Origin of the sequence: Lysobacter sp. Hz25, assembly GCF_046097045.1 — a bacterium.
Lineage (GTDB): Bacteria > Pseudomonadota > Gammaproteobacteria > Xanthomonadales > Xanthomonadaceae > Lysobacter > Lysobacter antibioticus_B.
The window spans coordinates 1,993,664-2,017,272 of record NZ_CP175666.1; the positions used below are offsets into that span (position 1 = coordinate 1,993,664).

The 23,609-nt window shown below is 67.4% G+C and carries 21 protein-coding genes; 17 read left to right on the plus strand and 4 right to left on the minus strand.

Features of this window, described 5'->3' with window-relative positions:
• The first annotated feature begins 317 nt into the window (after nt 1–317).
• From ACKN61_RS08405 to ACKN61_RS08455, 11 genes are all read left to right on the plus strand, one after another.
• On the plus strand, nt 318–548 hold the full coding sequence (locus tag ACKN61_RS08405; RefSeq protein WP_408953096.1) for a hypothetical protein: 231 nt from the start codon (nt 318–320) through the stop codon (nt 546–548).
• Nucleotides 545–2,380, plus strand: coding sequence for a CIA30 family protein (locus tag ACKN61_RS08410; RefSeq protein WP_408953097.1), 1,836 nt, complete (start codon nt 545–547; stop codon nt 2,378–2,380). The genes ACKN61_RS08405 and ACKN61_RS08410 overlap by 4 nt, the downstream gene beginning before the upstream one ends.
• Before the next feature lie 80 nt (nt 2,381–2,460).
• Nucleotides 2,461–3,648, plus strand: a complete 1,188-nt coding sequence (locus ACKN61_RS08415; protein WP_408953098.1) for a sensor histidine kinase — start codon at nt 2,461–2,463, stop codon at nt 3,646–3,648.
• Nucleotides 3,645–4,247 carry a response regulator transcription factor gene (locus ACKN61_RS08420; protein WP_031372940.1) on the plus strand — a complete coding sequence of 201 codons (603 nt, stop codon included), beginning with the start codon at nt 3,645–3,647 and terminating at the stop codon, nt 4,245–4,247. Before ACKN61_RS08415 ends, ACKN61_RS08420 begins: the two co-directional genes overlap by 4 nt.
• A gap of 302 nt (nt 4,248–4,549) precedes the next feature.
• A complete protein-coding gene (gene queA, locus ACKN61_RS08425; RefSeq protein ID WP_408953099.1) occupies nt 4,550–5,608 on the plus strand; it encodes a tRNA preQ1(34) S-adenosylmethionine ribosyltransferase-isomerase QueA in 1,059 nt (352 codons plus the stop codon).
• A 150-nt stretch (nt 5,609–5,758) separates the two neighbouring features.
• Nucleotides 5,759–6,865: a tRNA guanosine(34) transglycosylase Tgt gene (gene tgt, locus ACKN61_RS08430; RefSeq protein WP_408953100.1), complete on the plus strand. Its 1,107-nt coding sequence runs from the start codon at nt 5,759–5,761 to the stop codon at nt 6,863–6,865.
• Nucleotides 6,866–7,148: 283 nt separating this feature from the next.
• Nucleotides 7,149–7,505, plus strand: a complete 357-nt coding sequence (gene yajC / locus ACKN61_RS08435; protein WP_408953101.1) for a preprotein translocase subunit YajC — start codon at nt 7,149–7,151, stop codon at nt 7,503–7,505.
• A 63-nt stretch (nt 7,506–7,568) separates the two neighbouring features.
• Nucleotides 7,569–9,431, plus strand: a complete 1,863-nt coding sequence (gene secD / locus ACKN61_RS08440; RefSeq protein WP_408953102.1) for a protein translocase subunit SecD — start codon at nt 7,569–7,571, stop codon at nt 9,429–9,431.
• A gap of 15 nt (nt 9,432–9,446) precedes the next feature.
• Nucleotides 9,447–10,412, plus strand: a complete 966-nt coding sequence (secF, locus tag ACKN61_RS08445; protein WP_031372945.1) for a protein translocase subunit SecF — start codon at nt 9,447–9,449, stop codon at nt 10,410–10,412.
• Between the two features lie 402 nt (nt 10,413–10,814).
• Nucleotides 10,815–11,231 (plus strand): hypothetical protein, encoded by a 417-nt coding sequence (locus ACKN61_RS08450; RefSeq protein WP_408953103.1) that lies wholly within the window; start codon nt 10,815–10,817, stop codon nt 11,229–11,231.
• A gap of 238 nt (nt 11,232–11,469) precedes the next feature.
• Complete coding sequence (locus tag ACKN61_RS08455; RefSeq protein WP_408953104.1) at nt 11,470–12,324, plus strand: class I SAM-dependent methyltransferase; 855 nt, start codon at nt 11,470–11,472, stop codon at nt 12,322–12,324.
• Nucleotides 12,325–13,159: 835 nt separating this feature from the next.
• On the opposite strand, the gene ACKN61_RS08460 is transcribed toward ACKN61_RS08455, so the two are convergent.
• Nucleotides 13,160–13,978, minus strand: a complete 819-nt coding sequence (locus ACKN61_RS08460) for an inositol monophosphatase family protein (protein WP_408953105.1) — start codon at nt 13,976–13,978, stop codon at nt 13,160–13,162.
• A 95-nt stretch (nt 13,979–14,073) separates the two neighbouring features.
• On the opposite strand from ACKN61_RS08460, the gene ACKN61_RS08465 reads away from it, so the two are divergent.
• The 3 genes from ACKN61_RS08465 to ACKN61_RS08475 all read left to right on the plus strand — a co-directional run bounded on the left by ACKN61_RS08465 (nt 14,074) and on the right by ACKN61_RS08475 (nt 18,202).
• Nucleotides 14,074–14,952 carry an RNA methyltransferase gene (locus ACKN61_RS08465; protein WP_408953106.1) on the plus strand — a complete coding sequence of 293 codons (879 nt, stop codon included), beginning with the start codon at nt 14,074–14,076 and terminating at the stop codon, nt 14,950–14,952.
• 230 nt (nt 14,953–15,182) lie between these two features.
• Nucleotides 15,183–16,070, plus strand: a complete 888-nt coding sequence (locus ACKN61_RS08470) for a phosphate/phosphite/phosphonate ABC transporter substrate-binding protein (protein WP_408953779.1) — start codon at nt 15,183–15,185, stop codon at nt 16,068–16,070.
• Complete coding sequence (locus ACKN61_RS08475; protein WP_408953107.1) at nt 16,067–18,202, plus strand: putative bifunctional diguanylate cyclase/phosphodiesterase; 2,136 nt, start codon at nt 16,067–16,069, stop codon at nt 18,200–18,202. Before ACKN61_RS08470 ends, ACKN61_RS08475 begins: the two co-directional genes overlap by 4 nt.
• A 160-nt stretch (nt 18,203–18,362) precedes the next feature.
• On the opposite strand, the gene ACKN61_RS08480 is transcribed toward ACKN61_RS08475, so the two are convergent.
• Nucleotides 18,363–19,058 (minus strand): exopolysaccharide biosynthesis protein, encoded by a 696-nt coding sequence (locus ACKN61_RS08480; RefSeq protein ID WP_408953108.1) that lies wholly within the window; start codon nt 19,056–19,058, stop codon nt 18,363–18,365.
• Complete coding sequence (locus ACKN61_RS08485; protein ID WP_408953109.1) at nt 19,042–20,382, minus strand: hemolysin family protein; 1,341 nt, start codon at nt 20,380–20,382, stop codon at nt 19,042–19,044. The genes ACKN61_RS08480 and ACKN61_RS08485 overlap by 17 nt, the downstream gene beginning before the upstream one ends.
• A gap of 348 nt (nt 20,383–20,730) precedes the next feature.
• Between ACKN61_RS08485 and ACKN61_RS08490 the strand changes: the two genes are divergently transcribed.
• Nucleotides 20,731–21,357: a DUF47 domain-containing protein gene (locus ACKN61_RS08490; protein WP_408953110.1), complete on the plus strand. Its 627-nt coding sequence runs from the start codon at nt 20,731–20,733 to the stop codon at nt 21,355–21,357.
• A gap of 10 nt (nt 21,358–21,367) precedes the next feature.
• Nucleotides 21,368–22,495, plus strand: coding sequence for an anion permease (locus ACKN61_RS08495; protein WP_408953111.1), 1,128 nt, complete (start codon nt 21,368–21,370; stop codon nt 22,493–22,495).
• A 270-nt stretch (nt 22,496–22,765) separates the two neighbouring features.
• Here ACKN61_RS08495 and ACKN61_RS08500 read toward each other — a convergent pair whose 3' ends face one another.
• Complete coding sequence (locus ACKN61_RS08500) at nt 22,766–23,173, minus strand: hypothetical protein (RefSeq protein ID WP_031372955.1); 408 nt, start codon at nt 23,171–23,173, stop codon at nt 22,766–22,768.
• A gap of 38 nt (nt 23,174–23,211) precedes the next feature.
• On the opposite strand from ACKN61_RS08500, the gene ACKN61_RS08505 reads away from it, so the two are divergent.
• Nucleotides 23,212–23,547 (plus strand): MGMT family protein, encoded by a 336-nt coding sequence (locus ACKN61_RS08505; RefSeq protein ID WP_223619300.1) that lies wholly within the window; start codon nt 23,212–23,214, stop codon nt 23,545–23,547.
• The last annotated feature ends 62 nt before the right edge of the window (nt 23,548–23,609 follow it).

A 23,609-nucleotide genomic window follows, 5' to 3' on the forward strand; every position in this document is an offset into this window, starting at 1 on the left:
ACCCTCGCAGTTGCAGCGGCATTGCCGCCAAGCGCCATCTCTCACACCCATACAACGTAAGGAACAACGAAAGATCGCAGTCGCGGTGCGCGCAAGAATTTTGCGTGGCGCCACCGCTTCTCGATGATTTTTCGTTTCAATTCAATAATTTATGAGAGTTTATCATGCCCGGACCTTGCCGATAACCCCCATCGCCCCGGCCGGCCTGGGGACGGGCGTGACGCTTGTCACCGGCGATGAATGATCTCGCCCACTGCCCCGTGGAGCGCCCGAGGACGACAGTGAGCGCACCTTCCGCAAGCCCGTGGAGCCAGCCGATGAGCGCGATCCATCCCTTCCACGGTGTCGTCGCCGCGACCGCGGGGCGGTCCGCGGGCGGCTCGGTTCCGGCCGCGGGCGTAGCAGCCATCATGCTGACCGGCGCGCCGGCCCGGCCTTGGCCGCGTCGCTTGCCCTTGTCGCAATCGCCGGCGGCCCCGGCCGCCGGCGCCGCCGCATCCTCCGATGACCGCGCTGCGGCCATCGCCACCGAATGGAGCAGAACATGAAGATGGAAAAATCGTCCATGCACACCCAAGCCGTCGGCCTGTTGCTCGGCGCCTTGCTGGGCTCGGGCGCAGCGGTCGCCGCCGAGGGCGCTGACGCGCCGGCCGCGATCGCCGGCAAGGCGGCGCTGCCGGCGACATCGTTCGCGATCCGCCAGGTGCGCGTGTTCGACGGCGAGCGCGTGTTGCCCTCGGCGACGGTGCTGGTGCGCGACGGCCTGATCGCCGAGGTCGGCGCGGGCGTGGCGGTGCCGGCCGGCGTGCCGGTGGTCGACGGCAACGGCGCCACCTTGCTGCCGGGCCTGATCGATTCGCACGTCCACAGCTGGGGGCCTGCGCGCAGCGACGCCCTGCGTTTCGGCGTGACCACCGAGCTGGACATGTTCACCGACCACCGCGGCCTGGCGGCGGCGCGCGCCGAACGCGAAAGCCTCGGCAAGACCGAGAAGGCCGATCTGTGGTCGGCCGGCACCCTGGTCACCGCCAAGGGCGGGCACGGCACCCAGTACGGCATGCCGGTCGCCACGCTCGACGATCCGGCGCAGGCGCAGGCCTTCGTCGATGCGCGCATCGCCGAGGGGTCGGATTACATCAAGCTGGTGCTGGAGCCGCTGCTCGATTCCACCGGCAAGGCGCGCCTGAACACCTTGTCGGAGGCCTCCCTGCGCGCCGCGATCAAGGCCGCGCACGCGCGCAAGCGCCTGGCCGTGGTGCACGTGTCGCAGGCCTCCGATGCGGCCTTGGCGATCAATGCCGGCGCCGACGGTCTGGTCCATATCAACAGCGACCTGATCGACGACCCGAAGCTCGTTGCGGCGATCAAGCAGCGCAAGGCCTTCGTGGTTCCGACTCTGACCGTGATGTCGTCGGTCTACGGTATCGACGGCGCCTCGCGCAAGCGCGTCGCCGGCGATGCGCGGCTGACCCCGTACCTGCGGCCGCAACAGAAAGACGAACTGGCGGCGAGCTTTCCCAGCGGCTTCCTGACCGAGGCGAAATTCAAGAACTCCCTGGAGAACGTGCGCCGCCTGCACGAGGCCGGGGTGACCTTGCTCGCCGGCACCGACAGCGGCAATCCCGGCACCACCCACGGCGCCAGCGAACACGGCGAGCTCGAACTGTTGGTGCAGGCCGGGCTGAGCCCGGTGCAGGCCTTGATTGCGGCGACCGCCGCGCCCGCGCGCAGCTTCGGCCTCGACGACCGCGGCCGCATCGCGCGCGGCCTGCGCGCCGACCTGGTCCTGGTCGACGGCGACCCGACCACCGACATCACCGCGACTCGCGCGATCCGTTCGATCTGGAAAAACGGCTATCCGGTGGACCGCACCATCGACACCGCGCAGCCGATCCTCAAGCCGGGCAAGATCGCCTTGTTCGCGGACGACAAGCCCAGCGCGAACTGGATCGCCTCCAACGATATCTACATCGGCGGCAAGTCGAGTTCGCGCCTGGAAGCGGTGGCCGAAGCCGGCAAGGCGCCGACGCTCGCGGCCCGGGGCGAGGTCGTCGCCGGTATCGCCCAGCCCTGGGGCGGGCTGATGTTCGTGCCGGGCCCGGTGCCGTTGGCTTCGGTCGATGCGCGCGGGGTCGGCGAGTTCAAGCTGCGGGTGCGCGGCGACGGCCGCAAGCTCACGGTGATGGTGTTCTCGGGCAACGACATGCGCCGCCCGCCCGGCATCCAACAGCTCGAGGTCGGTGCGCAGTGGCAGGACGTGCGCGTGCCGCTGGCGAGCATGGCCGGCGTCGATCTGGCCAACCTGCGCGGCATCGTGGTGGGCGCCGGCGGCGAGCCGGGCCCGTTCGCGTTCGAGATCGAAGCGGTCGAACTCCGTTAAAGTCCGCTACGCCGATGCGGTCCGGACCGGCGCCGGACCGCATCGCCACCTAGGTCTTGCCGACCTGAAGGAGCTCGACCATGCGCTTGCCGCCGCCCACGATGGATGCCCAAGACAACCTGCTCGGTTGGCACCTGGCTTCGTTGCTGTATCTGAGTTTCGTGTTCATCCCGCTGTTCTTCTGGCCGCGGGTGCCGTGGTGGGTGGTGACCGCGGCGGTGACCTCGGTGCTGTTGTTCCTGCCGCTGTACTGGGCCTTCTACCGCAGCGGCTCCAAGCTGCGCCTGTGGTTGCTGCTCGCGGTGGCCTGCATCGGTTATGCGGTGATCCCGTTCGGCGGCGGGGGCGGCACTTACCTGATTTTCGCCTCCGGCATGATCGCCAGCCTGCTGCCGTTGGGGCGCGGCATCGCCTTGGCCGCGGTGCTGTTCGCGCTGCTCGGCGTCGAATTCATGCTGCTGGTGCCGAAGGAAGCGATGCCGCTGTCGACCTTCCTGATCAATCTGCTGGTCGGCGCGATCGTGTTCGCCGGTGTGGTCGCCGCGCGCAACCGCGAACGCCGCCATGCCGAGCTGCGCCTGACCCAGGACGAAGTGAAGCGCTTGGCCAGCCTGGCCGAACGCGAACGTATCGGCCGCGACCTGCACGATCTGCTCGGCCACACTTTGTCGGTGGTGGTGTTGAAATCGCAGCTCGCCGCGCGCCTGCTCGAACACGACACCGCCGCCGCGCACGCCCAGATCAACGAAGTCGAACGGGTCGCGCGCGAAGCCCTGACCCAGGTCCGCGAAGCCGTCGCCGGCATCCGCGCCAACGGCCTGCAGGCCGAACTCGCGGCGGCGCGGCTGGCGCTGCTGAGCGGCGAGATCAGCCTCGACCACAAGCTGGCGACCATCGACATCCCGCTCAACATCGAAGCCGCGTTGGCGCTGGCCCTGCGCGAATCGGTGACCAACGTGATGCGGCATGCGCGGGCGCGCCGGGTCGACGTCGAACTGACCCAGGACTCGCGCGGCGGCATCGTGCTGCGGATCGCCGACGACGGCCGCGGCGGCGTATCCAGCGAGGGCCACGGCCTGACCGGCATGCGCGAACGCTTGCGCGCGGTCGGCGGCACCGTCGAAATCGAAAGCCCGAACGGCGCCGGCACGCGCCTGAGCCTGCTGGTGCCGCGCGAGGCGCTGGTCGTCGCCCGTCGCCTGGCCGCGCCCGCGGCAAATTCCGCACCGGCGGCGACGCCGGCCCTGCTCGAACGAGGTATCGCATGATCCGTCTGTTGCTCGCCGAAGATCAGGCCCTGGTGCGCGGCGCGCTGGCGGCGCTGTTGAACCTGGAACCCGACATCGAGGTCGTCGCCGAAGCCGGCGACGGCGCGGCGGCCTGGGAAGCGGTCAAGCGGGTCCAGCCCGACCTGATCATGACCGACATCGAAATGCCGGGCATGACCGGCATCGACCTGGCCATGCGCGTGCGCGACTCCGGCATGTCGACCCGGGTGGTGATCGTCACCACCTTCGGTCGCGCCGGTTACCTGCGCAGGGCGATGGACGCCGGCGTGCGCGGCTACCTGCTCAAGGACGCCCCGGCCGGGCAACTGGCCGAAGCCCTGCGCCAGGTGCACCGCGGCGGCCGCGCGATCGATCCGCAACTCGCGGTCGCGGCCTGGAGCGACGAAGACCCGCTGACCGAGCGCGAGCGCCAGGTCCTGCGCCTGGCCGGCGAAGGCCTGTCGACCGCCGAGATCGGCGAGCGCCTGCACCTGAGCCAGGGCACCGTGCGCAATTACCTGTCCGAAGCCATCGGCAAGCTCGACAGCAGCAACCGCATCGAGGCCTATCGCCGCGCCCGGCAGAACGGCTGGCTGTAAGCGCCCGGCGCCGACTCGTCATAGATGCCGGCCGTCTCGGATCCGAAACCGGGGCGATTCCCAGCCGGGAGCCTGTGCTGTTCCCCCCTTTGGAAAAGGCGGGGCAGGGGGGATTTCCCGCCAGCTCGCCAGACCCCGCCAAGCCGGCTTTTGCCGATCCCGCCCCATACCCGGGATAATGGGCGCTCTCCGAAACCTTGCCCGGCCCCCTTGCCGCCCGGTTTCGCCCCGTCCGTCAGCCCAGCCGGTTTTCGCCGGCTTCGGTGGCTACGGCGCTTCGCGCTCAATTACTTCGGTTCCCTTTGAAGAAGAACGACTTCCACTACGAACTGCCGCCCGAGCTGATCGCCCAGGCGCCCCTGGCCGAGCGTTCCGCCAGCCGCCTGCTGGTCGTGCCGCCGGCGCCGGCGCCGCGCGAAGACCGGGTGTTCCGCGAGCTGCCGCAGTTGCTGCAGCCCGGCGACTTGCTGGTGTTCAACGACACCCGGGTGATCCCGGCGCGTCTGTTCGGCCAGAAGAGCACCGGCGGCCGGGTCGAGATCCTGATCGAGCGCCTGCTCGGCGGCATGGAGGCGCGCGCGCAACTAGGCGTCAGCAAGTCGCCGAAAGAAGGCGCGCGCATCGCCCTCGATGCCGGCGGCGAAGCCGAGGTGCTGGGCCGCGAAGGCGAGTTCTATCGCCTGCGCTTCCACGTGCCCGAGTCGCTCGAACAATGGCTGCTGCACGCCGGCCGCCTGCCGTTGCCGCCGTACATCCAGCGCGAGCCCGGCAGCGACGACCAGGAGCGCTACCAGACCGTGTTCGCGCGCGAAGTCGGTGCGGTCGCGGCGCCGACCGCCGGCCTGCATTTCGACGACGCCCTGCTGGACCAACTGCGCGAGCGCGGTATCGAGTTCGGCCACGTCACCCTGCACGTCGGTGCCGGCACCTTCCAGCCGGTGCGCGCCGAAAGCCTCGACCAGCACGTCATGCACAGCGAGTGGCTCAACGTCGGCGCCGGCCTGGTCGAACAGATCCGCCGCACCCGCGCCGCCGGCGGCCGGGTGATCGCAGTCGGCACGACCGTGGTGCGCGCGCTGGAAAGCGCGATCCGCCACCACAGCGGCGTCGCAGGCGAGGAAAGCGAACTGCAGCCGTTCGCCGGCGAAACGCGCTTGTTCATCCTGCCCGGTTACCGCATCCGCTCGGTCGACGGCCTGATCACCAATTTCCACCTGCCGGAGAGCACCTTGCTGATGCTGGTCTCGGCCTTCGCCGGCAAGGACGCGGTGTTCGCCGCTTACGAGCATGCGATCCGCGAGCGCTATCGCTTCTTCTCCTATGGGGACGCCATGCTGCTGTGGCCAACCGCAGCGACGTAGCCCCGCCGCGACACCACGAAGCCGAGACCCCACAACCGTCTTTCCAGCTTCCGCGCACCGCCAGCAAAGCGAAAGCCTTAGCTCGATCGCTCCGCACGAATCCATCCCCACGCATCGCCCATGCGTCCCACTCGATAAAGGAATACGCGCATGAGCCGCATGTCCTTCCAATTGCTCGGTCAAGACGGCGCCGCGCGCCGCGGCCGCCTGACCTTTCCGCGCGGCACGGTGGAAACGCCGGCCTTCATGCCGGTGGGCACCTACGGTTCGGTCAAGGGCATCATGCCCGAGCACGTGCGCGACCTCGGGGCCGAGATCATCCTCGGCAACACCTTCCATCTGTACCTGCGGCCCGGCCTGGACGTGATCGGCGATCACGGCGGCCTGCACGGCTTCGCCCGCTGGAACGGCCCGATCCTGACCGACTCCGGCGGCTTCCAGGTGTTCTCGCTCGCGCACCGGCGCAAGATCACCGAGCAGGGCGTGACCTTCGCCTCGCCGGTCGACGGCAGCAAGGTCTTCCTCGGCCCGGAAGAGAGCATGAACATCCAGCGCGTGCTGGATTCGGACATCGTCATGATCTTCGACGAGTGCACGCCGTATCCGGCCACCGTCGAGGTGGCGCGCAAGTCGATGGAGCTGAGCCTGCGCTGGGCCGAGCGCTCCAAGAAAGCCCATGAAGGCAACGATGCGGCCTTGTTCGGCATCGTCCAGGGCGGCGTCCATCACGAGCTGCGCACCCAGTCGGCGGCCGGCCTGAAGGGGCTGGGCTTCGACGGCTATGCGATCGGCGGCTTAGCGGTCGGCGAGCCCGAGGCCGAGCGCAACGAAATGCTCGAACACACCTGCCCGCAGCTGCCCGAGGACCATCCGCGCTATCTGATGGGCGTCGGCCGCCCCGAGGACCTGGTCGAGTCGGTCGCGCGCGGCGTCGACATGTTCGATTGCGTGATGCCGACCCGCAACGCCCGCAACGGCCATTACTTCACCCCAAGCGGCACCGTGCGCGTGCGCAACGCCAAGTACGAGCGCGACCTGCGCCCGATCGAAGAGGGCTGCGACTGCTACGCCTGCAGCAACGGTTTCAGCCGCGCCTACCTGCGCCACCTGGACCGCTGCAACGAGATGCTCGGACCGATGCTGGGCACTCTGCACAACCTGCGCTACTACCAGCGCCTGATGGCGCAGATGCGCGAGGCCATCGAGCAGGGAACCTTTACCGCCTTCCGGGAGTCTTTCTACGCCGCACGCGCCTAGGACGGCTTCGGGCTGCTGGCCGGCTAGGGGTTTGGACCCAGCTGGCCTGGACCTTCCAAGCCCGACCTTCCAGGTCTGACCTTCCAAGTCTGACCCCACCGGACTCCAACCCGGTCGCCCGGCGCGTGAACGGGTGGGGCCGGCTGCGAAACGGACGGGGCAGGGCCCCGGAGGTTTCGTCGCCCACCGATAAAGCGTGCGCTGCGGCTCATTTGGGCCCCGGCCTTGACTCCAACCCAGCCGTGGCATAATCCCCGGCTATTTTTCGTTCCAGGACATTCCGATGAATCTGCTCGACCTCCTGATCGCCCCCGCTTATGCCCAGGCCACCGCCGGTGCCGCGCCCGCTCCGGGTGGCTTTCTCGGCAGCGCCGGCGGCTTCGTCCTGCCGCTGATCCTGATCGGCGTCATGTACTTCCTGATCTTCCGTCCGCAGATGAAGCGCGCCAAGGAACACCGCGGCATGCTCGAAAAGCTGGCCAAGGGCGACGAAGTGCTGACCAACGGCGGCATCGCCGGCACCGTGACCGACATCGGCGAGAACTTCATCACCGTCGAAATCGCCGCCAACGTGCGCATCCGCGTGCAGAAGGGCGCGATCGCCAACGTGTTGCCCAAGGGCACCTTGAAGTCGGCCTGAGCCGACGCCACGCCTTTATTTACATAGACGCGGCGGCCGGGGAGGCTGCCGCAGGGGTTCTCGATGCTGACCTTCGCGCGCTGGAAATACTTCGCCATCCTGGTCGTACTGATCTTCAGCGTGATTTATGCGCTGCCGAACGCTTATCCGCAGGATCCGTCCGTACAGATCTCCGCGGCCCGGCCGACCGGCACCCAGGTCGATGCGACCTTGGCCAAGCGCGTCGAAGGCATCCTCGCCAAGGCGCAAATTTCCTCGAAGTCGATCCTGGTCGAGAACCAGGGCAACCTGATGGTGCGCCTGACCGACACCGACCTGCAGACCCGCGCCGCCGACCTGCTGCGCCCGCAGCTCGGCAGCGAATATGTGGTGGCCCTGAGCCTGGCCCCGACCGTGCCGGACTGGCTGCAGGCGTTCGGCGCCAAGCCGATGCCGCGCGGCCTGGACTTGCAGGGCGGCGTCCACTTCACCATGCAGGTCGACCAGGACGCCGCGCTCAACAAGCGTCTTGAGGCTTACGTCGAAGACGTGCGTTCGACCCTGCGCGACAGCAGCGTCTCCTACACCTCGGTGGTGCGTCGCGGCAACGAGGCCATCGTCGCCACGCTCGCCGCTGGCGCCAATGCCGACAAGGCGCAGAAGCAGTTGCGCACCGCCTTCCCGACCCTGACCCAGAGCCTCGACGGGCAGACCCTGACCCTGGAGATTCCGCAGTCGGAGCTGCAGCGCATCTCGCTCGACGCGATCGAGCAGAACCTGACCACCCTGCGCAACCGCATCAACGCCTTCGGCGTCGCCGAGCCGGTGATCCAGCGCCAGGGCACCGACCGCATCGTGATCCAGCTGCCGGGCCTGCAGGACACCGCCGAAGCCAAGCGCCGCATCGGCGCCACCGCGACCCTCGAATTCCGCGCCGTGGTCGGCGACGAAGCCACCGCCGCGGCCGCCGTGCGCGACCGCAACGTGCCGCCGGACGCACGCGTCTATTACAACGAAGCCAAGCAACCGCTGCTGCTGTCCAAGCGTCTGCTGGTTTCGGGCGACCAACTGGTCAACGCGATTCCGAGCAACGACCAGCAGGGCCAGCCGAGCGTCAGCATCACGCTCAACGCCATCGGCGGCCAGCGCATGCTCAACCACACCCTGGAAAACGTCGGCAAGCGTCTCGGCATCGTTTACGTCGAACAGATCCCGATCACCCAGATCGTCGACGGCAAGGAAGTGCGTACCACCCGTTCGGAAGAGCGCGTGATCAGCTCCTCGACCATCCAGGGCGTGTTCGGCAAGGACTTCCAGACCACCGGCCTGAGCCGCGAGGAAGCCAACAGCCTGGCCCGCGACCTCAAGTCCGGCGCCCTGGCCGCGCCAATGACCTTCGTCGAAGAGCGCGTGGTCGGCCCGAGCCTCGGCGCCGAGAACGTCAAGCGCGGCACCACCGCGGTGATGTTCTCCTTCATCTTCGCGCTGAGCTTCTTCCTGATCTATTACCGCATGTTCGGCCTGATCACCTGCCTGGCCCTGCTGCTGAACCTGCTGATGGTGGTCGCGGTGATGTCGCTGCCCATCGTCGGCGCGACCATGAGCCTGCCCGGTTTCGCCGGCCTGGCGCTGTCGGTCGGCATGTCGGTCGACGCCAACGTGCTCATCAACGAACGAATCCGAGAAGAGCTGCGGGCGGGCATGCCGCCGCAAACGGCGATCGCCACCGGTTACGACAAGGCCTCGGGCACGATCTTCGACTCCAACATGACCGCGTTGCTGGCGGGCCTGGCGTTGTTGATGTTCGGTACCGGCCCGCTCAAGGGCTTCGCGATCACCATGATCGTCGGCATCCTGACCTCGGTGTTCACCGCCGTGACCGTGTCGCGCGGCATCGCCACGCTGATCTACGGCAAGCGCCGCAAGCTCAAGTCCATCGCGATCTGACGGGAGAACCCAGACATGAAGATTTTCCCGCTGACCCTGCTGCCCAACGATGCCAACATCAACTTCATGAAGTTGCGTTGGGTGTCGATCGCGGTCGCCGCCCTGATCATGTTCGTCGCCATCGGCGCCATGTTCACCCGCAACTTCAACTTCGCCCTGGACTTCACCGGCGGCAACCTGGTCGAGGTGCACCTGGACAAGGCGATACCGCTGGACCAGGTGCGCGAGAAGCTGGCCGTCGACGGTTACGACAGCGCCCAGGTCCAGACCTACGGCTCGGGCACCGAGTTGCTGATCCGCCTGCAGCCGCGCGAAGGCGACGCTTCCGCATCGGCCACCGCGCACGCCGCCGCCGCGGTGATGAAGGCGGTGTCGGGCGAAGGCAACAACGCCAAGATCCTGCGCAACGAGTTCGTCGGCCCGCAGGTCGGCAAGGAACTGGCCCTCAACGGCCTGTACGCGCTGATCTTCGTGATCGTCGGCTTCCTGATCTACATCGCGTTCCGCTTCGAATGGAAGTTCGCGGTCGCCGCGATCATCACCACCCTGCACGACGTGATCGTGGTCGCCGGCTGGTTCGCCATCAGCGGCCACGAGTTCGACCTGACCGTGCTGGCCGGCATCCTGTCGGTGATGGGCTACTCGATCAACGACACCATCGTGGTGTTCGACCGCGTCCGCGAGAACTTCCGCTCGATGCGCGCCGACCCGGAGACGATCCTCAACAAGTCGATCAACCAGACTTTGTCGCGTACCGTCATCACCTCGTTCGTCGCCTTCCTGACCGTGGTGGCCCTGTACATCTACGGCGGCGGTTCGCTGCGCGGCATGGCCGAATCGCAGATGCTCGGCATCATCATCGGCACCCTGTCGTCGATCTTCGTCGCCTGCCCGCTGTTGACCCTCGGCATCCTCAAGGTCAGCAAGCAGGACTTGCTGCCGAAGGCCAAGGACGAAGCGGCGCTGGCTCGCCGGCCGTAACGGTTCGGTTGTCCGGTTGGAACAAAGAGGCCGCGCATTGCGCGGCCTCTTTGTTTTCATTGAGTTTTCGTCTGCTGTTGGCTCGGAGCTCCAAGGCGGCGATCTGCCCGGTATTGATCTGCCGATGAGTTTCGACAACGCGGATATCTTGGGCCGGCGATGATGGGTCAATTGCTTCATCTGCCCCGGCTCAGTAAATTCTTGAGCACTCGGCTCTCCGGCGATAGCGTTCGACAAAAAAGGATTTCATGAAGTTATCGGCCGTCCAGATGGATTTTGCGACCTCGATCCATCCAAAGCAGGGTGAAGCATGGGGGTGCCATCGACAGGATGTTGTAGTCGTTGCCTCGATATGTACGAAGCTCGGCTTGAAGGGGGAATGAAATGTCCGATTGCTTGAAGATGCAGGTCCTGTTGGTCGATGGCTTCGAGTACAAGGCGGGCATCAAGAAGTTTCCGCTGTTGCTTCAGTTTTCTTCCGGCCAGGCGTTGGAGATGGCTAAGGAAATCGATGTCGCCGCGGTGCTGCTTGAGTCTTTGGAAAACGAGGATATTTACTTCGGGCACCAAAAATGTGTTTTAAGGTCGCCAAGAAAGGCTTTTGTTCTGAATGCCGGCGATGTGCACGAAGTGCATGTTGATGTGCTGGAGGGTTCGGATGAAGACGAAGTCGAAGATGACGAGCTTGCGCACCTGAAAGTAGTGATTGCGGGCGCTTACAGGCTGTGGGTCGAGGCGATTGCTTATCGCAAAGTCGATGTGGAGCGTTTCGAGCCGGTCGGGCTCAAGTTCGTTGGAGAAATTGAGGTCTTGCCTTGAGTTTTCGATGAGTTCGTGCGGCTCGTGCGGGCGAACGGCATCTATGCGGTTTCGTATATCAGGTTCAGGATTCGCGAAGGCCTTGGGCTCGTTGCCGTGCATTCCTATTTCATCGATCTCGTTCAGGGCGGAAAGTCGGTCGAAGACTGGATCGAAGCGTCGAAGAGATGGCGGTATTGGCCCATGGGCGATGCCGCAGTTCGTTATGGGTGATCGGTAGGGCCTTGTCCGGATGAGCATGGAAACCAACCAACAACAAATCAGCGACTGGAACGGTCCGGTCGGCGCGCGCTGGCTGACCTATAACGACTGGCTCGACGAGCGCACCGCGGCCTATGGGCAGGCGGCGTTCGCGGCAGCGGCGCCGAAGGCCGGCGAGGCGGTGCTGGACATCGGCTGCGGGGCCGGCGCGACTTCGTTCGAGCTCGCGCGCGCGGTCGGCTCCGGCGGGCGGGTGGTCGGGGTGGACGTGTCCGAGGCTCTGCTCGGGCGGGCGCGGGAGCGCGCGCTGGCCATGGCGTTGCCGGTGGAGTTTCGTCTTGCCGATGCCAGCCGTCCCTTGTTCGCACCGCACAGTTTCGACCTGCTGTATTCGCGCTTCGGGGTGATGTTCTTCGACGATCCGGTCGCTGCGTTCGCGGAGTTGCGCAAGGCGCTCAAGCCGGGCGGCCGGCTCGCGTTCGCCTGCTGGAAGGCGCCGGCGGAAAACGATTGGTACGTGCTGCCCTTGCGGGCGATCCGCGGCATCGTCGAGCAGGAGCTCGTCGACACCAACGCGCCGGGCCCGTTCGCGTTCAGCGATCCGCAGCGGGTCGTGCGCGTGCTCGGCGAGGCCGGTTTCGAGGCAGTGGAATTGCAGCCGTTCGAGGCGCCGTTCTATTACGGCCGCGGCGACACTCGCGAGGCGATGACCGATGACGCGCTGTCGCAGGTGTTCCGGGTCGGTCCGGTCGCGCGCTTGTTGGCGGCACAGAGCGACGAGGTGCGCGAGCGCGCGACGGTGGCGATCCGCGAGGCCTTGGCCGAGATCGCGACCGGGCAGGGCATCGCGGTCGGCGGCGCAACCTGGGTGGTGACGGCACGCGCGCCGTGATTCGGCGCACACCGATGAGGACGCTGGCTCAGGCGTAAGCAGTCCTGCTTTCGGCGAACCGGATCTGCCCGAATGCGTCTCGCCGATAACTCCAGCCGCGACCGCGTGACGCGCAGAGACTGCGCCGCCGACGTCGTTGATGAAGCCGTGATCTGTCGCAGGGTAGGAGTGGCGCAAGCCGCGACCGCGCTGCTTCGGTCTCGTGGCGCATCCGGCCGTAGCCCCGCTGTAGGAGCGGCGCAAGCCGCGACCGCAACCCCTCCAGATCAGCGCGTCGTTACCGCAAAGTCGCGGTCGCGGCTTGCGCCGCTCCTACCCGAAAGCGGAGTCGTTGCGGTTGCGGTTGCGGTAGCCGTAGAGAGCTTGGCGCAGCTGGGAACTCACGATGCAACCGGAGACCCGGAGGGCGGCACACAGGACGCGCGCCGTTTTTCGATAGGACAAGGATGTCCTATCGAAAAATCCCGGCGTCAGCTGCGTACTCGCAGGGGAGCTTCGTCAAGGAAGGTCTTTTCTTTGGTTAGCTTTGACCGCAGGGAATCCAGAGGGACTTTTGGGCCAGCAAAAGAAAGTAACCCGGCCGCGTTAGCGGACGGAAGCCTTGTTCTTGATGTTGCTTCGTACGCTCTGCGGCAAGAGTCGCAACAACCGCGAACTGCGCGGTCGCGACTTGCGTCGCTCCTACAGGGGAAGGGCGTCGCCTTTTGATTCGGGCGCAGCCTTTGTAGGTTTGCGAGTTGGCCTTCGACAGGCACGCCCTCGACGAGCCCGCCTGACAACGAACAACGCCGCGATCTCTCGCGGCGTTGTTCTTGTTGCGATAAGCAGGCCAGCCTCAGTCGAACGCGGCCGCGTAGCCAGTGTTGACGATGCGGTGCTGCAGGGCATCGGCGATCTTGAGGTTGCCGGCGATGATCTGGCGCGGGGCGAGGCCGCGGTTGTCCATCGGCCCGGTCGAGCGGCCCTTGAAGTCGGAGATCTTGCCGCCGGCTTCGCGCACCATCAGCGCGCCCGCGGCGATGTCCCAGGGCTTCACGCCGGCTTCGAAATAAGCGTCGGCGCGGCCGCAGGCGACGTAGGCCAGGTCGAGCGCGGCCGAACCGGTGCGGCGCACGTCTTCGGCATCGACGAGCAGGTTGTCCAGGCACTTGAGGTGGGCGCTGGTGCGCGCGCGTTCGCGCGGCGGGAAGCCGGTGATCAGCATCGCGCCGTTGAGGTCTTTGCGCTCGGCGATGCGCACGCGCTTCTCGTTGAGCTGGGTGCCGCTGCCGCGGCTGGTGGTGAACAGGTCGTTGCGCAGCGGGTCGAAGATCACGCCGTGGATCGGTTCGCCGTTTTCGCACAGGGCGATCGACACGCAGAAATGCGGGATGCCGTGCAGGTAGTTGCTGGTGCCGTCGAGCGGGTCGATGACCCAGGTGAAGCGGGCCTGGCCGATCGGGCCGCTTTCCTCGCCGAGGATGGCGTAGTCGGGGGTGGCGCGGCGGAATTCCTTGATGATTTCCGCTTCGGCGAGGCTGTCGACCTCGCTCGCGTAGTCCATGCGGTCCTTCTCGACGATGTTCAGCGCATCCAGCCGGTGCATGTGGCGGAGCAACACATTACCGGCGGCGCGGGCGGCCTTGACCATGAGGGTGACGGCGGGTTTCTGCATGGCGTACGGCCTCGAGCGTGTGAGGTGGGGCAGGACTGACGGGGGTAAAGAGCGGACCGGCGCTTTGGCCGGGGCGGGGAGTTTACCATCTGCGCATGAACCCCGATCTCCGCAATGAAGCGGCGCCCCCCGAGGCGCCCGATCCGATCAATTCCCCGGCAGGCTCCGCGGGCCATCCACAGCCGGACCCGGCCTGCGAGGGCCGCCCCGCAGCCACGGCGCCGGACCCGGCCGCCGCCCATACCCGCATCGTCCTGGTCGGCACCCAGCACCCCGGCAATATCGGCTCGGCGGCGCGGGCGATGAAGACCATGGGCCTGAGCCGGCTGATCCTGGTCGCCCCCGAGAAGGGCCTGGACCGCGACGCCTACGCGATGGCCGCCGGTGCCGACGACCTGCTCGAATCGGCGGTGATCGTGCCCGACCTGGCCACTGCCGTGGCCGACTGCCACCTGGTCCTGGGCTGCACCGCGCGCAGCCGCCGCATCGCCCTGGAAGAACTGGTGCCGCGCGACGCCGCGGCCAGGGTCGACACGCTGGCCCGCAGCGGCGGCGAAGTCGCCGTGGTGTTCGGCCGCGAGCGCACCGGCCTGGACAACGACGAGCTGCAGCTCTGCCATGCCGCCGTGCATATCCCGGCCAACCCCGACTACAGCTCCTTGAACCTCGGCGCCGCGGTGCAGGTGCTGAGCTACGAACTGCGCATGGCCGCCCTGGCCGCGGCCGAAGCCGGCGGCGGCGCGGAACGGCGCGACCCGCCGGCTTCGCACGCGCAGTTGGAGGGCTTCTTCAGCCAGCTCGGCGAGGCGCTGGATGCGATCGATTTCCACAAGGGCCGGGCGCCCGAATCGGCCATGCGCAAGCTGCGCCGGCTGTTCCTGCGCGCCGACCTGGACGAGCGCGAGGTACGCCTGCTGCGCGGCGTGCTGGCCGATGTCGAGCGCATGGCCATGCTGGCCGGGCAGCGCCGCTGAAGCCCGGTCGGGCCTGCCCGTGGCGGCATCTGTGACAGCGTCTGCGACAGCGATTCGGCGGCACGGACGAGGGGACCATCGGCGGCCGGCGCGACGAGGTATCGGTCGGCCCCGGGTTTCGATTACGCTGCGCTGGCAATCCGACCAGGTGAAGGCTGTTGATCGCTAGTACGCGGTTTCTCGGTTTGCTGTTCGGGCTCGTCCTGGCCGGGGCGCTGGCTCCCGTGGCCGTGTCGTCGGCCCACGAGACCGAAAACGGGCACAAGGACGGGGCCGATGCCCACGTCCTGGTGCTGGGCCGCATCAGCGACGACCCCAAGGCCCACTACGAGCAACTCAAGCCCTTGCTGGACTACGTGATCCCGCGCATGGCCGACGTCGGCATCCGCGAGGGCCGCATCCTGATGGCCAAGGACGCCCAGCAGATGGGCAGCTACATGCGCCGCGGCCGGGTCGATTGGGTCACCGAGACCGCCGGCACCGCGGTCCTGCTGCACCAGCGCGCCGATGCGCGCCTGATGCTGTTGACCGAACGCGACGGGGTCAGCCACTACCACAGCGTGTTCTTCGCCCGCCGCGACAGCGGCCTGCGCTCGCTCGACGACCTCAGCGGGCACAACGTCGCCTTCCAGCGTCCGTCCTCGACCAGCGCCTATTTCGTGCCGGCCGCGGCCTTGCTCGAACGCGGCCTGACCCTGGAGATTCTGCTGTCGCCGACCGACCGCATCAATCGCGGCGCGGTCGGCTATCTGTTCGCGCGCTCCGAGCTCAACATCTCGACCTGGGTGCACAAGCGCCTGGTCGATGCCGGGGTGATGAGCAACCTGGATTGGGACAACCCGCGCCGCGTTCCCGATGCCTTCCGCCGCGACCTGGTGGTGATAGGCCGCAGCGAGGAATACCCGCGCGCGCTCGAACTGGTGCGCGGCGATTTGAACCCGAAGGTCGCCGCCCGACTGCGCGAAGTGTTGTTGGACGCCGCCGGCGATCCCGATGCCGGCGAGGCGCTGTTGCGCTTCTTCAAGACCACCCGCTTCATGCCGATCGACCCGGCCTCGCAACGCGCGCTCGAACATATTTCCGACGGTGTCGCGCGCGTGCGCGCGGAGGTCGAATGAATCTGCGCGCCGGCCTGCAGGTCAAGTTCTTCGCGATCATGGCGGTGGCCTTCCTGGTCGTGGTGACCCTGATCCTGATGCTGCTCAACCGCCAGGAGCGCATGCAGAGCGAGGTGGTCGGCATCAGCCGCGAGGCGATGCGCGACACCATCGCCGAAAGCCTGAGCCGGCACGGCGAGGGCGAGGTCGCCCAACTCGCCGGTTCGTTGACCAATCCGCTGTACTACTTCGACCTGGACGCCGTCGGCGAGCTCGGGCGCGCGGCGATGATGAACCCCGGCGTGCGCTACGTCATCGTCTACGACAACGAAGGCAACATCGTCCACGACGGCAACGAAGAGATCCCCAGCTACGGCAAGCGCATGGACGATGCGATGGCGGCCAAGATCATCACCGCCCAGGCCTTGTTCACCCAGTGGAGCGAAACCACCCTCGACGTGTCCGCGCCGATCAAGGTCGGCCAGCAACGCCTCGGCGGGGTGCGCGTGGGCTACGACCTCAAGGCCATGCGCGCCTACCAGGACACCGCCCTGGACAAGGTGCGCCAGCGCCTGGAAGACCTCGGCCGCCGCCAGTTGTTCTGGGTCGGCGTGCTCAGCGTCGGCCTGCTCGCGCTCGGCGGCCTGATGCTGTGGCTGATTCAGCGTTGGCTGGTGAACCCGATCCGCGAACTCGCCGACGCCGCCCACACCATCGAGAACGGCCAGTTCGACAGCGCGCCGCCGGCCGCCCACAGCAACGACGAGGTCGGCGACCTGATGCAGGCCTTCGGCCGCATGAGCCAGAGCCTGGCCCGGCACGACCGCGACATCCGCCGCATGGCCTATACCGACGCCCTGACCGGCCTGGCCAACCGGCTCGCCTTCCGCGAAGTGTTGGACCAGCGCCTGCTGCACCTGCGCGGCGACAGCGGGCAACTGGGCTTGTTGTTCGCCGACATCGACGACTTCAAGCGCGTCAACGACACCCTCGGCCACGACGCCGGCGACGAGGTGCTGTTGCAGTTCGCCAACCGCATCCAGGAAACCGTGCAGCGCATCGGCGGCGAACGCGCCTTGCTGGCCCGCTTCGGCGGCGACGAGTTCGTGATCCTGGTCGAGGGCAGCCGCGAGCGCAACGGCGAGGCCCGCACCGTCGCGACCCATCTGGCCGAGGTGCTGGTCGGCGAACTCGGCCAGCCGATCGTGGTCCACGACCGCCAAGTGTTCCTGGGCACCTCGATCGGCGTGACCCTGTATCCCGAAGACGCGTCCGGCGCGACCGCGCTGATGAAGAACGGCGACATCGCCATGTACCAGGCCAAGGTCGCCGGCAAGAACTGCTACCGCTTCTACAGCCGGGCGATGGACCAGGCGGTGGAGCGCCGCGTGCATCTGGAGCACGAACTGCGCGGCGCCTGGGATCGCGGCGAGTTGAGTCTGGTCTATCAACCGGTGTTCCGTCTCGCCGACGGCGCCATGGTCGGCGCCGAAGCCTTGCTGCGTTGGAAGCATCCCGAGCAAGGGCTGATCGCGCCGTCGGTGTTCATCGACGTGGCCGAGCAGAGCGGGCTGATCGAGACGCTCGGCCCGCAGGTGCTGCGCGCGGCCTGCGAGGATGCGATCGCCTGGCATCGCGCGCGGCCCGGCGCCGAGCCGCTGTTCGTATCGGTCAACGTTTCGCCGCGCCAGTTGCGCAGCGGCGACCTGCCGAACGTGGTCGCGGCCTGCCTGCAGGAAACCGGTTTGCCGGCCGCGCATCTGCACCTGGAACTCACCGAGACGGCGGTGATCGGCGACGAGATCCATGCCAGCAGCCTGCTGGCGCGCCTGCGCGCCAGCGGGGTCAAGGTCTGGCTCGACGATTTCGGCACCGGCTTCTCCGGCCTGAGCCATCTGCGCCGGGTGCCGGTCGACGGGGTCAAGATCGACCGCAGTTTCATCGCCGACGTGTTGCGCGACCCGGACGACCTGGCGCTGACCACGGCGATCATCGCCATGGCGCATTCGCTCGGCATCACCGTGGTCGCCGAGGGCGTGGAGAAGGAAGGCCAGTACGCGGTGTTGCGCGAGCGCGGCTGCGATCTCGCTCAGGGCTATTGGCTCGGCCACCCGGTCAATACCGAGGAATTCCTGGCGCTGTTGATGGGTTGAGGCGGCGCGACCGGCGAACGTCGATCATGACTGCCGTCCTCCAGAGCCAGGCAACCCAGGGCAGGGGTGGCGCAAGCCGCGACCCCGGCGCCGCGGCGCTATCGGTCACCCGCGCTATGCCGCCCGACACCCATCGCGGCGCTTCGACGCAAGCTGCTCTTCAGCCGATCTTGTCTTGCGCCAGGGCGATCCACTCGGCCAAGGCTTGGGCCAGGCTGCCGGACAAAATGCCGAACACCGCCACCGCGATCGAGCCGGCGACCCAGGCCACGCCCATCAGCTTGCCGTCGCGTTCGAGCAGCGCGAACGCGAACAACAGCAGCAGGGCGCCGAACAGGAAGTTGGTCAGCGGGATCGGCAGCGACAACAGAATGCCGAGCAGCACCAGCAGCAAGCCGGTGAAGGCGTTGGCGGCGCGGTGATCGAGCATGGCCGGCGCGCGCGGGCTGACGATCCGCTCCAGGCGGCTCAGCCACGGCGCCAGCAGATTGCGGAACTTGCCCATCGCCTTGCGGTGCGGGCCGCGGCGGGCGATGAAGCCCGGCAGCCACGGTTTGCGCAGGCCGATCAGCAACTGCAGCCCCACCAGCACCACCAACGGCCCACTGATCGCACCGCCGACGCCCGGGATCGGGATGAAGGCGGGCAGGGTGGACACGAACAGCAGCATGCCGAAGGAACGGTTGCCGAGCCCGGCGATCACGTCGCCGAACTTGACCACTTCCTCCGGATCGCCGGCGACTATGGCATCGAGCAGGGCGCGCGTGCCCGTCTCGTGCGGCTTGTGACCGCGTCGCCGGCCCCGCGACGGCTGGTCGTCTTCGCCGTCGGGGCCCTTGTCAGCCGCTGCTGTCATCGTCGCTGGACTCCGGCGGTTTCGGCAGGTGGCGGTGCAACAGCAGTTTGTCGATGCGCGGCCCGTCGAGGTCGATCACCTCGACCCGCCAACCCAGCCAGCTGAAGTGCTCGCCGACGTGCGGGATGCGGCCGAAGTGGGCGATCACCATGCCGGCGGCGGTGTGGAAATCGTGCTCGTCCTCGTCGGGCAGGCGCCCGCCGCCGATCACCTCGCGCAGTTCTTCCACCGGCAAGGCGCCGTCGATCAGATACGAGCCGTCCTCGCGTTGCACCACCGGGCCGGGTTGGTCGTCGGATTCGGCGGTCTGGATGCGGCCGATCACCGCGCCCATCAGGTCGTTGACCGTGACCAGGCCGGTGACGTCGCCGTATTCGTCGACCACCAGGGCCAGCGACTGCTGTTCCTCGCGGAAGATCTCCAGCAGCTTGAGGGCGTGGGTCGACTCGGACACGAACAAGGCCTCGGTCAGCTGGCCGAACAGGTCCGGCAGGCTGCCGACGCCGAGGTTGCGCAGCAGGGTCTTGGCTTCGAGCACGCCCATCACGTCCTGGTCGCTGCCGCGGTAGACCGGGAAACGCGAGAACGGCGATTCGCGCATGGCCGCCAGGTTGTCCTCGATGCTCGCGCCGGCGTCTAGCCAGGCGATGCGGGTGCGCGGCGTCATCAGGCTTTCGGCGGTGCGATCGCCCAGGCTGAGCACGCGGTTCATCATCTTGCGCTCGTCGGCGTCGATCACGCCCTGCTCGTGGCTTTCGCTGACCAGCAGGCGGATCTCTTCTTCGCTGATTTCGCTGCGGGCGTCGTCCTTGATGCCGAGCAGGCGCAGCACCAGGCGGTTGATGGCGCCGAGCGCGGCGACCACCGGCTTGGCGAAGCGGGCCAGTCCGGCCAGGACGATCGCTACGGAACTGGCGATCTTTTCCGGATTGGTCAGCGCCAGCCGCTTGGGGATCAGCTCGCCGAAGATCACGCTGGAAGCGGTGATCAGAGTGACCGCGGTGCCGATGCCGATGCTGCGCGCGTACTCGGCCGCGCCCGGAAGCACGCCGCTGAGCCAGCCGGCGATCGCCAGGCCGATCGACTCGCCGCCGAAGGTGCCGGTGAGCACGCCGATCGCGGTGATGCCGACCTGCACGGTCGAGAGCAGGTGGTCGGGGCGCTCGGCCAGTTGCAGGGCGACGCGGGCGCCGCGGCTGGGGTGCGCCGGGTCTTCGGCCATCTGCTTCAGACGCAGCTTGCGCGAGGTCATCAGCGCCATCTCCGACAACGCGAAGAAGGCGTTGACGACGATCAGGGCCATGACGATCAGTAGTTCCAGCATCGGCAATGCCTCCGGTGGCCGGTGGGTTCACGGAAGGAGCGCGCTGCGCGATGGGAGGGGGCCGTCGAGGCGCGGCCGGGCGGCGGTTTTGGGTCGTCGTCCATGGAAGAGGTTTGGGGGAGCGTACTGTAAGGAACTGGGGGCCGATCTTAGCAGGCCTTCACGACCGCCCCTCGTGAAAGGCCGGGCGGGCGGGACGGCAGGATCGGTGCGCGTTTCCAGGTCTTGGGGGCGCCCCGGGCGGCCGTCAAGGTGGGCGCGGCGACCTCAAACCGTCATAATCGCGCCCGCAAACCCTTCGGCCCGGCGCGGCCGGCACGTATCGGCCCAGCCCAGAGGCACCCCAGCATGTTTTCCCTGCAGACCATTTTCGGCCAAGGCAACCAGTTCTACACCCTGCTGGAGGAGGCCGCCGTCGCCGCCCACGACAGCACCAAGGCCCTGCACGCCATGCTCAAGGACGCCGACCGCCAGCCGGCGCTGGATGCGTTCAAGCTGGCCCGCCAGCGCGAGCGCGAGACCTCCGACAAGATCAGCCAGGAGTTGGTCGACAGCTTCATCACCCCGATCGAACGCGAGGACATCGAGTCGCTGAGCTCGGCCCTGTACAAGATCCCCAAGCAGGTCGAGAAGTTCGCCGACCGCTATTCGCTGGCGACCCGCCACCTGGAGCACATCGATTTCGCGCCGCGCGCGGCGATGCTCGAACAGGCCGCGGGGGTGGTGGTGAAGATGGTCCACCAGCTGCGCCAGCTCAAGCTGGAGCCGATGAAGGCCCTCAACGACCAGCTGCGCGCGCTCGAGAACGAGGCCGACCGGCTGATGCTCGAGCTGTACCGCGACATTTATTCCGGCCAGCTCGACAACCTGCAGATGTTCCTGCTCAAGGAGTTCTTCGAGATCCTGGAAAAGGCGATCGACCGCTGCCGCGAGGCCGGCGTGGTCGCCTACCAGATCGTCCTGAAAAACTCCTGAGGCGCGCGCGATGCTGACGCTCGTCCTGGTGGTGATAGTCGCGGCTCTGATCTTCGAGTACGTCAATGGCTTTCACGACACCGCCAATTCCATCGCCACCGTGGTCGCGACCAAGGTGCTGTCGCCGATGCAGGCGGTGATCCTGGCCGCGTCGACCAACCTGATCGGCGCCCTGTGGGGCACCGCGGTCGCCAAGACCATCGCCTCGGGCCTGATCGACGCCGGCGTGGTCGAGGTCGGCTCGCAGCTGATCCTGTGCGCGCTGCTCGGCGGCATCATCTGGAACCTGATCACCTGGTGGCTGGGCCTGCCGTCCTCGTCCTCGCACGCGCTGATCGGCGGGTTGTGCGGCGCGGCCATCGCGGCGGCCTCGAACAACTGGCATGCGGTGGTCTGGTCGCACCCGGCCGAGCCGGTCTGGAAGAGCGCAGGCGTGCTGTGGAAGGTGATCGTGCCGATGTTCACCTCGCCGGTGCTGGGCTTCACCGCCGGCTTCCTGGTGATGGGCGTGCTGTTCGCGATCATCTCGTTCATGGCGCGCAGCGGCGGCGTGCTGGCGCGGATCGCGCGGCCGCGCTGGGTCAACAGTTTCTTCGGCAAGGCGCAGCTGGTCAGCGCCGCCGGCATGGGCTTCGCCCACGGCATGAACGATGCGCAGAAGACCATGGGCATCATCGCCCTGGCGCTGATGAGCGCGCAGCAGGCCGGTACGCTCGACAATCTGCCGGCGTGGCTGGCCTTCCTGCACCCTTCGCCGGATGCGATCGCCCATAACGACATCGACACCTGGATCAAGCTGACCTGCGCGGTGGTGATGGCCGCCGGTACCGCCGCCGGCGGCTGGCGCATCATCAAGACCCTCGGCCACAAGCTGGTCAAGCTGCACCCGATCCACGGCTTCGCCGCCGAGACCAGCGCCGCGTCGGTGATCATGTTCGCGTCCTCGCTGGGCATCCCGGTGTCGACCACCCACAACATCTCCGCCGCGATCATGGGCGTGGGCACGGCCAAGCGTTTCAACTCGATCAAGTGGACCGTGGTCGAGAAGATGATCTGGGCCTGGATCCTGACCATCCCGGCCGCCGGCGGCATCGCCTATGCGCTGTTCGAGACGATGCGATTCTTCGGTTGGATTTGAGCCGATCATCCGCGAATCGATGAAACAAAAAAGGCCCGCAGCGATGCGGGCCTTTTTGTTGCTGGGTTTGTCGGTCGCGAATGTTTTGCGGGCGGCGTTGTCGCCTTAACGCGGTCGCGGCTTGTGACCGTAGGAAATCCCTGTGGGACGCCGCTCCTGCTCATCGCGACGGCGCACCGTTTCGATGCGCCGCACCGGCGCTGTCGTTTCTGCGCTTCCCGTGGTCGCGGCTTACGCCGCTCCTACAGAAGGGGCGGCGCTGGCGACGCCTTACAGCAGATCGCCGTCCGCCGACAGCACGCGTTCCATGCGGTCGCCGACGCCGCCGATCTCCATCACCAGGCGCTGCAGCTCGGCGGCGTCCAGGGTTTCGGCGGGGCGGTTCTCGCACAGTTGCAGATAGGGCACGCCGTCGAGGTCGCCGATGGCGAGGTAGCCGACGTGGCTCTCCCAGTTGAAGGCCAGCGCGCGGCGCGCGTCCAGACCGGTGGTCGGAGCGATCGCGGTGCTCACGCGCACGAACGGACGGCCGTCGTCGTCTTCCAGTTCGGACAGGAAGATCGCTTGGTGGCGCGTGCCCTGTTCGAGCGAGAGCTCGATGCAGATCACGTTTTCGTCGTGGACGGTGAGGTGGAACCCGGCTCGGGTCAGATGGGTACGGATCTGTTCGAAATGCATGGGCGACTCCTGCGCGTTGCAGGGCATATGCTACCGCGATGGACAGCGAAACTGCCGCAAAACGCATCCGGGCCGCGATCCGCGCCATCCCCAAGGGCGAAGTCGCCGGCTACGGCGAGGTCGCGCGCCGCGCCGGGCTGCCCGGACGGGCCCGCCTGGTGGCGCGCCTGCTCAGCGAGAACGACGACGCCAAACTGCCCTGGCACCGGGTGTTGCGTTCGGACGGACGCATCGCGCTGCCGGAGGGTTCGGCCGGTTATCGCGAGCAGTGCCAGCGCCTGCGCGCCGAAGGCGTGGCGGTGGTGAACGGGCGCGTGCGCGGTCAGCGCGCCGCGCCGACCCTGGATTCGCAGATCTGGGGCCCGGCCGACTGAACGCAGCCTGCGCGCGGGCCGCGCCTCGACGCGATGCTCACGGTGCGACGCCGAGGCAGCGG